Source organism: Shewanella sp. MF05913 (assembly GCF_059758095.1).
Genome location: NZ_JCAYNT010000001.1, coordinates 378,206 through 393,807 on the forward strand (window position 1 = coordinate 378,206; position 15,602 = coordinate 393,807).

At 43.3% G+C, this 15,602-nt stretch carries 12 protein-coding genes; 7 read left to right on the plus strand and 5 right to left on the minus strand.

The annotated features are described in order from the left end of the window. Positions 1 to 420: 420 nt before the first annotated feature. Positions 421 to 1,617, plus strand: coding sequence for a DUF3800 domain-containing protein (locus tag AC19MV_RS01710; RefSeq protein ID WP_498305427.1), 1,197 nt, complete (start codon positions 421 to 423; stop codon positions 1,615 to 1,617). 1,010 nt (positions 1,618 to 2,627) lie between these two features. Here the strand turns inward: AC19MV_RS01710 and AC19MV_RS01715 are convergent. Beyond that, the gene (locus AC19MV_RS01715; RefSeq protein WP_498305429.1) at positions 2,628 to 3,362 is read right to left on the minus strand and encodes a glutathione S-transferase; all 735 of its coding nucleotides are present in this window, start codon (positions 3,360 to 3,362) and stop codon (positions 2,628 to 2,630) included. A gap of 216 nt (positions 3,363 to 3,578) precedes the next feature. Between AC19MV_RS01715 and trhO the strand changes: the two genes are divergently transcribed. The 3 genes from trhO (at position 3,579) to AC19MV_RS01730 (ending at position 6,767) form a co-directional block, all read left to right on the plus strand. Then, the gene (trhO, locus tag AC19MV_RS01720; RefSeq protein ID WP_498305430.1) at positions 3,579 to 4,595 is read left to right on the plus strand and encodes an oxygen-dependent tRNA uridine(34) hydroxylase TrhO; all 1,017 of its coding nucleotides are present in this window, start codon (positions 3,579 to 3,581) and stop codon (positions 4,593 to 4,595) included. A 238-nt stretch (positions 4,596 to 4,833) separates the two neighbouring features. Beyond that, positions 4,834 to 6,240, plus strand: a complete 1,407-nt coding sequence (gene yegD / locus AC19MV_RS01725) for a molecular chaperone (RefSeq protein ID WP_498305432.1) — start codon at positions 4,834 to 4,836, stop codon at positions 6,238 to 6,240. A gap of 14 nt (positions 6,241 to 6,254) precedes the next feature. Then, positions 6,255 to 6,767, plus strand: a complete 513-nt coding sequence (locus AC19MV_RS01730) for a CreA family protein (RefSeq protein WP_498305434.1) — start codon at positions 6,255 to 6,257, stop codon at positions 6,765 to 6,767. A gap of 271 nt (positions 6,768 to 7,038) precedes the next feature. Here AC19MV_RS01730 and AC19MV_RS01735 read toward each other — a convergent pair whose 3' ends face one another. The 4 genes from AC19MV_RS01735 to pdsR all read right to left on the minus strand — a co-directional run bounded on the left by AC19MV_RS01735 (position 7,039) and on the right by pdsR (position 11,701). Continuing rightward, positions 7,039 to 7,464 carry a hypothetical protein gene (locus tag AC19MV_RS01735; protein ID WP_498305436.1) on the minus strand — a complete coding sequence of 142 codons (426 nt, stop codon included), beginning with the start codon at positions 7,462 to 7,464 and terminating at the stop codon, positions 7,039 to 7,041. A 23-nt stretch (positions 7,465 to 7,487) separates the two neighbouring features. Next, positions 7,488 to 8,678 carry a cystathionine beta-lyase gene (locus tag AC19MV_RS01740; protein ID WP_432399838.1) on the minus strand — a complete coding sequence of 397 codons (1,191 nt, stop codon included), beginning with the start codon at positions 8,676 to 8,678 and terminating at the stop codon, positions 7,488 to 7,490. Positions 8,679 to 8,836: 158 nt separating this feature from the next. Next, positions 8,837 to 11,008: a proteobacterial dedicated sortase system histidine kinase gene (pdsS, locus tag AC19MV_RS01745; RefSeq protein ID WP_498305805.1), complete on the minus strand. Its 2,172-nt coding sequence runs from the start codon at positions 11,006 to 11,008 to the stop codon at positions 8,837 to 8,839. A gap of 3 nt (positions 11,009 to 11,011) precedes the next feature. Beyond that, positions 11,012 to 11,701: a proteobacterial dedicated sortase system response regulator gene (pdsR, locus tag AC19MV_RS01750; RefSeq protein ID WP_432399648.1), complete on the minus strand. Its 690-nt coding sequence runs from the start codon at positions 11,699 to 11,701 to the stop codon at positions 11,012 to 11,014. Positions 11,702 to 11,939: 238 nt separating this feature from the next. Here pdsR and pdsO point away from each other — a divergent pair, with 238 nt between their 5' ends. The 3 genes from pdsO to AC19MV_RS01765 all read left to right on the plus strand — a co-directional run bounded on the left by pdsO (position 11,940) and on the right by AC19MV_RS01765 (position 15,563). Then, positions 11,940 to 12,701: a sortase-associated OmpA-like protein PdsO gene (pdsO, locus tag AC19MV_RS01755; protein WP_498305438.1), complete on the plus strand. Its 762-nt coding sequence runs from the start codon at positions 11,940 to 11,942 to the stop codon at positions 12,699 to 12,701. 82 nt (positions 12,702 to 12,783) lie between these two features. Further along, positions 12,784 to 14,943 (plus strand): marine proteobacterial sortase target protein, encoded by a 2,160-nt coding sequence (locus AC19MV_RS01760; protein WP_498305439.1) that lies wholly within the window; start codon positions 12,784 to 12,786, stop codon positions 14,941 to 14,943. Positions 14,944 to 14,954: 11 nt separating this feature from the next. Beyond that, positions 14,955 to 15,563, plus strand: coding sequence for a class GN sortase (locus AC19MV_RS01765; protein WP_498305441.1), 609 nt, complete (start codon positions 14,955 to 14,957; stop codon positions 15,561 to 15,563). Positions 15,564 to 15,602 lie beyond the last annotated feature (39 nt).

Sequence of the window (15,602 nt, forward strand, 5' to 3'; positions counted from 1 at the left end):
TGATATCAAGTTTTCCTGCTGTGCCGAATTTTTTATATGATAGGTAAACTATTCATTTAACGCTAATTTTTAACCATGTTGATTAACGTTGGTGAGTTGAGTACATCTAGCAGAATTATCGCCAAAGCAATGAAAATGAGATATGTTATTTGTGCAAGTTGTGGGTGACTAGTGAGTAAAGCAAGTTTGTCTGAATATTCGTTGGGTCATCCAGATGATCCAAACAAGCTATGGAATCTAACTAAAACACTGGCTAAGGAAGCTGGCATCAAAGTTAACGCAGGGAAGTTGAAGGCTCGGTACGGTGCAGTCATGCGAAATATCATCTGCGTTTGAATCTTCTAACAAATAATTGCAGCGGTGCAATTTACAATGCACTTTTATTACCCTCAGAGTTGGGCGTGAAGAGTCAGGGAGCGTATGAGTAAGAATAGTAAATCTAAGAGAGATGCCAAAAAAAAGGCGAAAACGCATCAGCATAACAAAAAGCAAGATTTAGTAATGCGCGCAAAGCAAAAAATCCCAACGATCTTTCTTGATGAATCAGGAAATACAGGCTCGAATTTACTTGATCCAGACCAGCCTGTTTTCTCTCTATCTAGCTGTATATTTTCTGAAAAAGAATCTGAGAAGCTACTAGGTCTTGTAGATTCCAATTCTCCACATGAAGCACATTTTAAAAATCTGAAACGGAGAAAATCTGGTCAAGATGGCATCATTAGGCTAATGAGTAGCCAGTTACTTAACACAAAAAATGTGAAAATATACATATTTTTCAAGGAGTTCATGGTGACAACCAAGATCGTCGATCTTCTTGTCGAGCACATGTTACACGAGTTGGGCGAAGACCTTTATGTAAACGGAATGAATATCGCTCTCTCAAACATGCTTTATTACTGTTTGCCATCATTTTGCGACAAGGATTTAGTTCAATCTATGTACAAATCCTTTGTGGTAATGATTCGGGACCAAAAACAGGGCGATATTGATAACTTTTACAACAGTCTTGAAAAAGTAAAAGAGTCTTCGTCTAGCGAGGATTTTAAAAAAGACATTGACTTTATTATTGCTACTAAAAATTGTATCCATGATGCTCTTATTGGTATTGACAAATTTTCCTTAGATCCATCAATACCAGCATTGTTTAGTCACTGTGCTCAATGGGGAGACGCATATCCGGGAGGTTTCCACATCATTCATGATGATTCTCATAGCATCGAAAAGCAAAGACTCTTGTTTGCACAATTTATGGATTGGACTCAGGACGAGGTAGAGATTGGTTACGATCGAAGGAAATATAACCTCCCTCTTAAAGGAAAGTCTTTAAAGTTTGCTAGCTCCAAAGATTATTCACAAATTCAGGTGGCTGACATCATCGCCAGCTCATTTTCATACTGGGCCGCAGGAGTTAGTCGCGGCGAGGCCGAGGATTACTTATTTTTAGAGCTTAACAAGCTTAATTTAGATCGATTTGTTGGCCACAATAAAATTTGGCCAACAATGGATGTAACACCAGAGGATTTAGGCACAGTACATGATGGTGGTCTGAATGCTGCAAACTATACTTCATTCTTTTTAGAAAAAGCTATCCCTAATCCAGATGTTGCGAACACTTAGCAAATAATTTAACTACGCGCTTTTCAAGCGCCGGACGCTGCAAACCTGCGCAAATTATTGAGACGTTAACCAATAGAAATACTTATCCGAAATAGACGCTTTAGGGCCAAAGCTTTAACTCGGAAATGTCCAAAAACGAGTTGATCTTAGCTTTCAAATTCCCAAATTCAACTCTGAACTTGAGGCCGTTGAAGAAAATGACGTGAGCTAGCCATGGATGGCGGGCTAGCTTTAGAGGGGAAGGGACGCCCCATCTGAAGCGTTAGCATTTTCGAATAAGGCCGAAGCAGGCTTCAAATGCGGTCAAAAAGCTGGATTGATCCACGTCGCGAAATTATCGCTTTTCAGATAATTTTGATGTGGCGGCTGGGTGATCCAAGAGGGAATAGCCGTTGGTTTCCTCTTGGTCTGGTGTGGGCGAAGCGCCACGACTTTGATGGTAGCATGCCATATGTACAAAAGTACAAAAGTACAAAAGTACAAAAGTACAAAAGTACAACACCTGGATCCCGGCTAAAAAGCACTGCCGGTACGACAAGGAAGGTGGGTAACAAGCTTTGTTCAATAATGTATTAATGCGGATTGGTATAGAGAATCAATTAGACGTTTATTCGCTAAATGCTAAACGCCAAAGCAATACCCTAAAACAAATCTAATCGTAAAATTCGAGTGGTAAGATATTTTGATAAACGTAGTAACCTAGCGGGCCCATCAATAGGCTTAGCATGGACCACAACAAACGTTGGGCATTTTTGATATGTGCTTTCGAGGTAAAGGCTCGATAGCAAAAGTGAATGTGCAATATCATTAAAGCGATAAGCATAAAGACTAATGTAATATCCATATTATTCATGTCATGTTCCTTTGCATTGCAGCAATGACGTTAATTAAGTGTAAGCTTAAATTAAAATTCTGCAGTAAAAAATTCGAAAATCCGCTTTCAACTCTGCAATTCATTCTTACATTGCTAATTTACTGCAAAATTAAACAGAATAATAGTCAGTAAACCATTAAATATTCATAATTTTTTCATTTTTACACAAAGGTATGATTTTTACTTGTTGATGTTGTGTTTGTTTGAACTGCATCATACTTCTTTCAGGTAACCACAATGCGTACTTATGCATTACGGCCAAAAAGAGTGAACTGTTCACTAAACTCTGTAACCATTGGTAAACATTGGGGTAGGGTAAAGCCTTAAACCAACCTGGTTCGACATTCGCAAACTGGCGAATAAATGGAAAAATAGCAAAATCAGCCATGGTTGGGCTATCTGCAAATAAGTACGCTTGTTGGGTTAATTTATCTTCTAATAACTGCAAAAATATTTCTGCCTGTTGGCGATACCAGGTTTGGCTGTGTTCAGGGAACCTGTCTGCATATTTATACTTATCTAACCAGGGCTTAAAATCATGATCGTTTGCTTTAATTAACGCATGTGTTTGTGGCTTTGGTAACTCATCAAGTAATGTTTGATAAGCCTCGAGCGTTAACCAGGGTGAGTGTGGGTCTGGATGATGTGTCAGTGCATACTGCATAATCTCAATGCTTTCAGCGATGACCTGTTCCTTTGTGGTGATTAATATTGGCACTGTGCCTTTTGCCGATACCGCGAGCATCTCTTGCGGTTTATTTTTGAGTTCGATTTCACGCACGATGGGGTTTAACGTGCTTAAATGTAAACCTATTCGGGCACGCATGGCATAGGGGCATCGACGAAACGTGTACAATATAGCTGAATTCATAAAGTCACTTTTAAAAAATGAGAAAACATTTGTGCCAAACAACCAAGACACCCGCTGAGGTCGACAGTTTAAGGCTAATTTACTTGCAGATCGAATTTTTGAGTGTGTTTTAATGGTGATTTGGGTATACTTTCCGCCGTTTTTTTGAGTTAGCGCACGGTGCGTTAGCATTATATGCACTGGAAGTTAAGTTCCAGCCAGCGGAGTTATTATTGTATGCAAGACACTCATTTAGCCCAAACATCGCCCACTCAAGTCGTTGTGTGTGCTCTTTATAAGTTTGTCGCTTTGCCTCATTTTGAGTCGATCCGTCAGCCATTATTGTCAGTAATGGAGCAAAACGAAGTGAAAGGGACTTTGTTATTGGCTCAGGAAGGTATTAACGGCACTGTGGCGAGTACACAACAAGGTATCAATAACTTACTGGGTTGGTTAGATACGCAACCTGGGTTAGATCATATCGTGACCAAAGTGTCGTTTGACACTGAGATGCCTTTTTATCGCACCAAAGTGAAGCTTAAAAAAGAAATCGTCACCATGGGTGTTGAAGGTATTGATCCGCGTAAAGTGGTGGGTACTTATGTTAAACCTAAGGATTGGAATGCACTGATTTCTGATCCAGATGTCATTTTGGTCGATACGCGTAACGATTACGAAGTGAAAATTGGTACCTTTAAAAATGCCGTTAACCCAGTAACAGAAACCTTTCGTGAGTTTCCTGAGTACGTAAAACAGAATTTAGATCCTGCGAAACACAAAAAAGTGGCGATGTTCTGTACTGGTGGTATTCGCTGTGAAAAATCAACCGCATACTTAAAAGAGAAGGGCTTTGATGAGGTGTATCACCTTGAAGGCGGCATTTTAAAATATCTTGAAGAAGTTGAACAAGAGCAAAGCATGTGGGAAGGCGAGTGTTTTGTGTTTGATAATCGCGTGGCGGTTAATCACAGCCTAGAGAAAGGCCAATATGACCAATGTAATGCTTGTCGTATGCCAATCACCGAAGAAGAAAAACTGTCTGAAGCTTATGTACAAGGTGTGAGTTGCCCGCATTGTATTGACAAAATTCCAGCTGAGCAGCGTCAACGTTTTATTGAGCGTGAACGCCAGGTGCAATTGGCGTTGCAACGTGGTGAAGCGCACATTGGTAGCGATGTTAATCAAGTGATTGAAGCTCGTCGTCAACAAAAAGAAGCGCAGCGTAAAGCGCAAGAGAAAGTGAATAAAAAATAACGCCAATTAGGCCTTATTTTAAAAAAGCCCAATTGGTAACGATTGGGCTTTTTTGTTGTTATCGTGTGCTCATAGAATGCTAACTTCCAGAGATAGCGAATGTAACGCTGTAGAGTAAGTGCTTCATATTTAGCATAATTGAGCAAAGCAGACATTTAACCCGTATAAATGGTTTAGCAAGCGCCATAAGTGTGCTATTTTGAGCGCTTTTTTCGATTAGACGACTGAAGGTAAGCCAATGTTTGTTGGATTTGATTATGGCAGTGCCAACTGTGCAATAGGGGTAATGATAGATGATGCGGTAACCTTACTGCCTTTATCAACACACTCGGATTTTATGCCTTCAACCTTATATGCCATGGACCGTGAGTTGATTGCAGAAGCGGTATACCAAGGATTACCAGAAAGCTTAAAAGCTGAATATTCTCACCTTCGCAGCTCGCAATTAATGCGTGCCAAGCAAATGCGCCATGAATTGGATTTAATGCCCAATGAGCAAGCCGTATTTGTCGGTCAAGCCGCCATTGATGCATACCTTGAAATGCCCGAAGAAGGATTTTATGTCCGTTCGCCAAAATCATTTTTAGGCGCTAACGGCCTGCGTCCAGATCAGATAGGCTTGTTTGAAGACATTGTCACTTTAATGATGCAACACGTGAAAACGCTAGCGGATAAAGCCCTACAACAAAAATCATTGTCAGTGGCAACGCACGCGGTTATTGGCCGGCCGGTGAACTTTCAAGGCATAGGCGGTGAAGACAGTAACCAACAAGCCGAAACCATTTTACGCCTTGCGGCATCTCGTGCAGGGTTTACTGAAGTCACATTCTTGTTTGAGCCGTTAGCCGCAGGGATGGATTTTGAGTCAACTTTAGACAGCGATAACACCGTATTGGTTGTCGATGTGGGCGGTGGTACAACGGATTGCTCAGTGGTGACGATGGGGCCTTCGCACAGTAACAATACCGATCGTACTCAAGATTGTTTAGGTCATTCTGGCCAACGAATTGGCGGTAATGATTTAGATATCGCGCTGGCCATGACAGGCTTAATGCCGAGTTTTGGTGCTGATACCGTGATGACCAATGGCAAACCTATGCCAAGAGCGCCATTTTGGAATGCGGTGTCGGTGAACGACATTAGTGCTCAGCGCGAGTTTGTCAGTTTAGCATCGCGTAAATTGGTTGAGTCAATGATCAAAGAGGCTGAACAACCACAGCTACTCAAACGCTTACAAACGATTCAAAAAAATCAAATGAGCTATCAGGTTGTACGCCAGGCTGAAGCGGCAAAAATCAGTTTATCTGACAGTGACACAACCCTGTGCACATTAGATTTTATTGAAAAAGACCTGTTTGTGAGCTTAAGCGCCACTCAGTTTGAACAAGCGATTAGCGATCCACTTGCTAAAGTGGAAGCCTTAATGAAGCAAGCTATGCAAACGGCTATTGCTCAAGCTCAACAACAAGATTGCGCTTTGCCAAGCAGTCCTGATATTGTTTATGTTACGGGTGGTACAGCGCGTAGCCCAGCGATTTACCAAAAAATTGCCAGTGTTTATCCGTCTGCAAAAGTGGTGGTTGGTGATCACTTTGGTTCGGTAACGGCAGGGTTAACCCGTTGTGCCCAATATGCATTTAACTAAATAGAGTCAATACTATGCTGAGTCAATTAAGGTTTACGTTTGCAAAGGATGCGCCTAAAACGGCATCACTGTTATTAGCGACATTGGTGGGCAGTGTATTGCTTAGCGGCTGCGGCGATGATGTGGGTAAAGTGAGCTTAGGTTTATTTACCACCAAAGATGTGATTATTGATGCTAAACACGATCCTAAAATTCCAGGGGTGACTTGTCATATTAGTCGTATTGAGGCCAATTTAGATTTAGCTGACCCGTCTGATATGAGCATCAGTTGCCGTCAAACCGGTCCGATAAGTCATGCTGAATTAGCCGATATTGATAAGTCGAAAAATGGCGAGGTGGTGTTTAAAGAGTCCTTAAGTATCCTCTTTAAAAGCTTAAAAGTACGCCGAATTTTTGATGCTGAAAATCAAACGTTACTGTATTTGTCGTACTCAACCAAAGAAACCAACGGCAGTCATAAACATGCGTTGTCTACCGTGCCGCTATACGGCACTGCAGCCTGGCAAAAGCCATTAACCACACAGTAAACGCATAATAAAAAAGTAAACGCATAATAAAAAAGGCAAATAACCTGAGCTCGGGATAAGGGATGAACTTATGCCATTTAAAATCAACATGTTACCCCTTGTCACTTTCAAGCTTGTCATTTGTTCTGCTAACAAGGCGAATTGACGCGTCAATAGCTAGCCTATTGCAAGTCGATTCAACGCAGTTAGCAGGGCAAAGGACTGTTTGAAAGGCGTTTATTATCCCGAGCTCAGGTTAAATAGATTGCCTTTTTTAATGATGAGCTAGGTGTTATACCCGTGCCGCCCGTTTTAATATCCATAGCCACAATGCGGGTAATAGGGTGATATAGAAAAACATTGCTGTAGCGCCGATATCGCCGGACAATAAAGTGCTAAAAATAAACCTGACAACGCCCATAGGGTCCCACGGCATATAATGCAGATTACCGTGTAATAATATGGTCGCTAATACAACAAGTGTCACCGCTAACCATTGTCTACCTGGCTCATAGCTTTTAATTATGAAGGCTGGGACAAACGCCACCAAACCGATCCCGACAAAGTTTTGAGCTAAATGAGTAATGGTGGGGTAGCCGCTTACGTTAAACCACCAAAAAACATTACCCGCAGCGGATTGTCCTATCGCTGTGATACTTAACGCGAAATAAGCTATGCCTACGCATAAACTGAGTATCACTAATCTGATGAAGTTCATTTGTGTCCTTTTAAATGAAAAGCTTACTTGTTTAACACGGCATTGTAGCGTTCAAAAGCCGCGTCAAGATCGGCAATTAAGTCATCGGTATCTTCTAAGCCGATGTGCAATCTAATCAGCGGTTTACTGCTATCCCATTGGGTGGCCGTGCGGATATTGTTAATGCCAAATACGCCTAAAATCAAGCTTTCAAAACCGCCCCATGAGAAACCCATTTTAAAGTGGGCCATGTTTTCAACAAATGCGGTAACAGAGGCTAAATCACCTTGCTTTAATACAAATGAAAACAACCCGTTGCCACTGCTAAAGTCGCGTTTAAAGAACTCATGGCCTGGGCAGGTTTTAAAGGCTGGGTGACGCACATGGTCGACTTCTGGTCGACTGGCTAACCAGTTAGCCACTTTGAGGGCATTTTTATTGTGCTGCGCCATACGTACACCTAAGGTGCGCAAGCCGCGGGCAGCTAAATACACGTCGTCTGGTGAGGTGGTTTGTCCCATTAAATAACTGTTTTCGCGCAGTTGATCCCAGCATTTTTCATTAGCGGTCGCGGTGCCCATCATCACATCAGAATGGCCGACAATATACTTGGTGGCAGCTTGAATCGACACATCAACCCCCATATCAAATGGGCGCGAGTTTATCGGTGATGCCCAGGTGTTGTCGAGCATGACAATCATGTCGTGTTCGTGAGCGATGCGGCTTAATGTTGGCACATCTTGCACTTCCATGGTGATGGAACCTGGTGATTCTAAAAACAGCACCTTGGTATTAGGGCGAATAAGTTCTCGAATGCCTTCACCGATCATTGGGTCATAATAAGTGGTTTCGATACCAAATCCAGCGAGCATTTTATTGCATAAATCGCGTGTAGGTTCATAGGCGGTGTCGACCATGAGCAAATGGTCGCCACTTTTTAAGAATGACAATAATGCGCTACTGATTGCGCCAGCCCCAGATGGGTATAATGCAGTGCCTACGCCACCTTCAAGTTCGCTAATGGCTTGTTGAAATGAGAAATGGGTTGGCGTGCCACGGCGACCATAAAACATTTCACCATTGGTTTTATTTTTTATCGCAAAACGCATTTCATCCATAGTGTCAAAGACCACGGTTGAGGCTCTAAATACTGGCGGGTTAATAATGCCTTTGGTGAATTTTTTCTCGCGACCGACACTGACGATTTGTGTGGCTAATTTATCATCTTTGCTCATGTTAATTTTTCCAGTTGGGGCAGTGTTCATAAAGTTAATCTGTGCAATATTAATTGCTTACTAACAATATGACGAAATGCGCTGCAATAAGTGATGTCATCTTTGTACCATCCTAGCACCAAGTCATTTAAATAAAACTGCCAAATGAGCAAGCTTGACTATTTTTCATCACTTAACGGTAAGGTTAAACAAATTTCAACGCCATTAAGGTCATTTTCGCTAATATTAGTGGCTTTAATCGTGCCATGATGAAAATCGCTCACTAACCTCGCAATGTACAAACCCAGGCCCAAATGGGGCTTGCCATTCACGCCTTGCGGCCGAATAGACACCATGGATTCAAAAATTTGGCTGTTCATGTCTTTGGGTAACAAGGGTCCGATATTAGTGACTTTTAAGATGGCTTGCTTATGGTATTGCGTCAGGCTAACCGTGATGGCGGTGCCTGTGTCACTGAACTCAATCGCATTATTAATCAGCTTATCCATTAATTGGGCAATGTATTCAGGTACGCCCTGGCATTGCATGGTTTTGTCTTCTATGTGGACGGTAAACAATTGCTCAGGATAAGTGAGTTGATAACCTTGCATGCAGCCACTAATGACTTTTTTAAGCGAGAATCGGCAGCTTTCTGCTTGAGTTAAACTGGCTTCTAATCGGGTGGCTTCACTTAAATTATTTAAGATTAAGTGCAGGCGATTGACCCCTTCCTGGGCGCGATTAACGTACTTTTGCGATTGATCGTCAAGTTGTTGTAAACCTAAATGCTCAAGCGAGCTGCGCACCACAGCGACTGGCGTACGTAACTCGTGCGACAAGCGTGATGACATGTTTTCAAGGTAATGGGTATATTGACCTAAACGACTGACAATACTCGAAAAGCTGCGTGATAAATCGCCAATTTCATCACGGTTTTTAGAGGCTTCAATTTGCTGGCGTACACGGCCCTGACTGTCGATAGCCAGTTCGGCTTGGTCGCGCAAACTGCGTATACGGCTCGAAATACTCGAGGCAAAGATAAACAAGGCCAGCGTGCCCATGCTCATAATGGTTAAAATAACGTTGAAGAGTTTTTCAAGTGCGCGGTTACGCAAGCTGCGAATGCCATGAGTGGTTTCTTCGGCTATCACTACACCCATCACTTTATCGTCAATCCAAATCGGGCTGGCTGCGGCTAACACTACCGCTTTATTGTCGGGGGTTAAGCGCCAGGTTGAACCTTGTTTACCGCTTAAGGCTTTTTCAATGTGGCTGCCCGTAAGCTCGGTTGAGTCTTGCAGTGAGTCGATAAAATCTTGTGGTGGTCGGGTGAGTATTTTGTAGTACAAGGGCAATATATAGTTTTGCTTAATACCTTGCCAAAATGAGCTGGACTGGCTCACGTCTAAATCGTCTGCCCAGGTGTTAGAGGAGGTGCGAATGTCGCCCGATTTTGCTAATACGCGGCCATGATTATCGACCACCCAAATACGCGAGCTGTTGTGGCTCATGCCTTTAATGATGCTTTCTATTTCAGGCGAGGGCACGAGTACCGTGCCTAAACTGGCAACGGAATCGGTGGCAGAAGTACCAATAACATTGACTAACTGACGAGTATTGGCATCGTTCACATTATGAATAGCAAAGCCGAGTTTGCTGCCCACCATGGTGAGGGGTAATCTGAATTCGATATTATACCCCTGGTCTGTTTGCAACCATTGCCCTTGAATCCGCGACTCTGGCTCTACCGGGGTTGATTGCGTCGGATCGGCTGGCAGTTCAAATGCACTGAGCCAACCGCTTTTGGTATTAGCAATAATGTAGCGTCTAAATTGGCCGTCTGGTGATTGCGTGGCCATCACTAAATGATCGTTTCTGTCGACCCGTAAACTTTTACGGCTACGAAACACCACTTCTGGGTCTCTAACCTGGAAAAAGCCATACAAATAACCGCCGTATTTCCCCACCATGTGGGTAAAGCTGATATTGATAGGTTCGGCTTCATTACGTTGATAAATCAGGTGGTTATCGGCGTAATTTAATGTGCGATGTTGGTATAAGTCCCAGTCGCTTAATTTCCCATCTAGCTGAATGGGGCCGGCAATGGGATAAGCATATAAGTCGCGACCTTTTTCAACCTGATTTAAAAAACTGGCCTGGTTGTCAAACAGTTTTGGGCGCTCGTGTAATGCGGTTGCGAGTGCTTGTGTTGTGCCTTCAAGGGTTTTTTCCTGACCATGACGTAGGTATTTTTCCATCTCCCATACGTACTCGTACCCAAGCCAGGGGAGGCAGAGTAAAAAGAGTGACAAGATAACGACTTTGGCTCGTAGCCCTAAAGGTAAGTACATCAATTAAATATTGTCCCAGCGATAACCCATGCCGTAAACCGTGTCGATACAATCAAATTCAGTGTCGATAGCGATAAACTTTTTACGGATACGTTTTACGTGTGAGGTAATTGTACTGTCGTCGACATAAATCTTGGCTTCTTGCATTAAGTCTTGGCGACTACGCACATGCCCCGGGTGTTTGGCCATAGCATGTACCATCCAAAACTCGGTAACGGTAAGTTCAATGGGTTGGGTTTTCCAGTACACCTGAATGCGGTTGCCATCAATGGTTAAATGGCCTCGCTCGAGTAAGTTGTCTTCTATTGGGCTTGAGCCAATCAGCTCAGAACGGCGAAACAGCGCGGCTATTCGAGCGAGTAAATGTGGAAAACTCACATCTTTAGTTAAGTAATCATCGGCGCCTAAACGCAAGCCGCAAACGGTGTCAAAATCACTGTCGCGCGCGGTTAAAAAAATAATCGGCAAACTGCTCGACATGGCTCGCAGTGCTTGGCACAGAGTAAAGCCACCATCTATTTCATGTTCAAGACCAATATCAATAATGGCTAAATCGGGCAGGCGCGCATTAAACGCCAGCATCGCAGATGGACGATTGGCATAAGCTTGGACGCTGTAACCTTGTTGTTGCAGCACATCTTTGTAATTTTCGCGGATAGCCGCTTCATCTTCAACAATGGCAATTCGTTTCATGGCGTGACTTCAATCAATAGGGACATAAATAGATATAGTGCTGACTATACAGGATTTTATTAACCAAAAAAGCCGCTAATGCCAATTGCCATATTGTTGCCACATTTGATCGCCACATTGCCACTTTTGCTCCCCAATAAAGCCATTTATATATTGTTTAATAACGGCATAAAGTTATGAGGTTGCACGTTAACTCAATGACTTTCACTTTACACATCATTGCTAAAAGGGACTCATTATGAAAAAGCAACTTATCGCCGCCACTATTATCAGCGCAATTTTATTACCTCACACCTCATGGGCCGTTGTGGCTGAGCCTCAAGAAGAGCGCGAGCACACAGAAGAATTAGTCGGGTTAAGCTCAGGCATATTATTAGGTGCAGTTATCGCCGGCCCTGTTGGCGCCATTATTGGGGCGTTCACTGGCACCATGATTGGTAAAACGGTGGGTGATGAAGCAGAGATTGCCGATAAAAACCAACAACTCGTAAAACAAGAACATGAATTGGTTGAAACGCAGCAGCAACTTATTGCAATGGATTTGCAGCAGCAAGAGTTAGTGCAGGTGTCTGAAAAATACTATCAGTTACAAACGAACCTCGCAGAGCTCAATGCCAATCAACAACAAACGCTTCATGAGCTGACCATCGGCATGAATGTGCAATTTAAAACGGGTTCGAGTCAAATAGAGCCTTTGTTTAAACAGCAGTTAGATAATGTGGCTTATATGATGACCTTATCACCTGAGCTGACCATTGATTTAACCGGCTATGCTGACCGCCGAGGCGCAGACCAATATAACCAGGCGCTGTCTGAGCAACGTTTAGCTGAAGTGACTCAATACTTAGTCGTGCAGGGTATCGACAGTCAACGCTTACAAGGCAGAGCTTATGGTGCAACGTCACCATTACATACTGAGCAAAACCACGAAAATGACTTTTTCGATCGCAGAGTCACCCTGACGTTAATGTCTCCAGGTGCCGAGCTAGCCGCAAACTAATCGATTGTTATTCATTTTATTTTAATACCGACTCTGTTACGCCAATGCCTAGAGAGCATGCGTGATAGAGCAAGGAGCTGCTATGTGCTGGTTATCTCGTATGTCGTGTTTATTGAACCCATTGGGTTATCAAAAGTGGTTTATTAGTGTGTTGTTGGTTATTTTTACTGCCACAGTGCAAGCCTCACCGTCAGGAGCAACCGATGAGGATATTACTCAAGGTACCTTGGTTTATTTTACTAAAGATAAAGTGATACAAGCTTTGGCGATGGACACGCAAGTGAGTATGGATGTGTCTGGTTTACTGAATCGCGTAACGGTTAAGCAAGTCTTTATTAACGATTCAGACCAATGGCTTAATGGCCGATATGTGTTCCCATTACCTGAAAATGCTGCCGTAGATAGCATGCAACTGCGTATTGGCGATAAAATCATAGCGGGGCAAGTTCAACCCAAAAAACAAGCGATAAAAACCTTTGAAACGGCCAAAAAACAAGGCAAACAAGCGAGTTTATTGCAACAACAGCGCCGAAATATTTTCACCTCAGAAGTGGCCAACTTAGGTCCGCACGATCAATTAGTGGTGGAGCTCAGTTACCAACAAACATTGGACTTTAACGACGGCCTGTTTAGTTTGCGCTTTCCAATGGCCATTACGCCACGTTATCACCCAGACAATACCAGCAACAAAGACAAACAGGCATTAGCGATAGCCTATATTGACCCAACCGTATTGCCAAATAGGGTCGCTGAAACCAGCAAAAATCAAGGCATTAATGTCAATATGCAAATTACCATTGATGCAGGCTTTACGTTAAATACCATTAACAGTCTGTATCACCCTATTAAGCAAAGCGTAAATGGCCAACGTTATACGGTGAGTTTTGAAGGTAAGCAAATAGCCGAACGTGATTTTGTATTGCAGTGGCAAGCTGATGTTGGCGCATTGCCGCAAGCGGCAACCTTTTATCAAACCGGTAAAACCCATAACGCAGCGATTAATCCAGACGACAATATAACCACCACCGCGGGTGATCAAAGCGTGTATTCATTAGTGATGTTAATGCCGCCAAGTGTTGAAGTGAGCGAGCAGCATTTAATCGGCCGCGAATTGATTTTAGTGATTGATACATCGGGGTCTATGTCTGGCCAATCCATTGTTCAAGCCAAACAAGCGTTGCAATTTGCGATTGCTGGGCTGCGCGATATCGATACCTTTAATATTATCGAGTTTAATCAAGACATCAGTTTATTGTCCCCTGTGCCATTAACGGCCAATAGCCATAATTTGGGCTTAGCAAATCGTTTTATCTCGACGCTCGAGGCCGATGGTGGCACAGAAATGGCGCCAGCTATCCAAGCTGCATTAGTCGACACTTTGCAAAGTGAATCGGTTAATGCGCGCGGCGAATCTTTATTACGCCAGGTGATATTTATGACCGACGGTGCGGTCAGTAATGAGCAGCAGTTGTATCAATTAATTAGCGATCAACTGGGTGACAGTCGCTTTTTTACCGTTGGTATCGGTTCGGCGCCCAATTCAGACTTTATGCGCCGAGCAGCCAGCATGGGCCGAGGCACCTTTACCTACATTGGTAAAGAAACCGAAGTGCAACAAAAAATTGAGCAACTACTGACTAAAATCGAACAACCGGTTTTAACCAATATTGGTCTGTATTACCTCGACGGTAGTGTACCGGATTACTGGCCATCGACCATTAGCGACTTATATCAAAACGAGCCGTTGTGGGTCAGTATTAAATCACCAAGCCAGTTAATACAGCCGATTATTGTATCGGGCAATATTAATGGTCAATACTGGCAGCAACAACTTGATTTTACTGATAATCAACCAGCAAGAGGTATAGATCTTTTATGGGCGAATGCACAAATTACCGCATTGGAGTTACATAAAAATGCCGCCAGCGGCCCACGAGTGAATAAGCAAGTCGAAGCCTTAGGCATGCAATACCATTTAGTGACCAGCCAAACCAGCTTAGTGGCGGTCGATGTGACCCCCGTAAACCCAATGAGTGACACGACTATTGATGCCAATGTGCAATCACATTTGCCTCACGGGTTACAAGTGGGTAATCAGGCACAAATTTTACCGCAAACCTCGACATCGAGCCGCTTATGGTTATTGATTGGATTTAGCTTATTGGGCTTAGGTATCTTGCACTTTTTGTGGCTTAGACAGCGCTTACCTGGCCAGGTATTGGTAATAGAAGCCAATGTTTAAGGAGGTAAAGAATGAAGTCATCTCTACACGCCAAAACACATTTTTGGGTTATGGCGCTGATAATACTGGTGGGCCTTGGGCTCATTCTTCAAGGAGGATATATGCAAGCTAAAGCCCATTTTGCCCAGTTTTTAATTGAGCGCGCATTTGAACAAACGCTGGTGGATAATCAGCCCCATAAGCCCTGGTCATGGGCCGACACGCACCCGGTCGCCAAAATGCGCTTATTGCAACACAATGCACAAGGGGTGCAACCACTTGGCCAGGATTTATATGTGCTTGCTGGGGCTTCAGGCAGAAATCTCGCCTTCGGGCCAAGCTTGATGTTAGCTGGGGCAGGTGTTGGCGAGCAGGGCAATATGATTATTGCCGGACACCGCGACAGCCATTTTATGCGCTTACAATATGTTAATGTTGGCGACATGATTGAACTTTACAGCGCAACGGGAAAGTTACAGGTGTACCAAATTACCGCCACGCAAGTGGTACACGAAACCGCAACGGAAGTACTGGAGCAAACAGAAAGCAGCAAGCTAACCTTAATTACCTGTTATCCATTTGATCAGTTAGCGGGCAATGCTGAATATCGCTATATCGTTGAGGCGACGCCATTGGTGTAAAGGCTAAAAAAAGCCCAAATCAGATTGATTTGGGCTTTT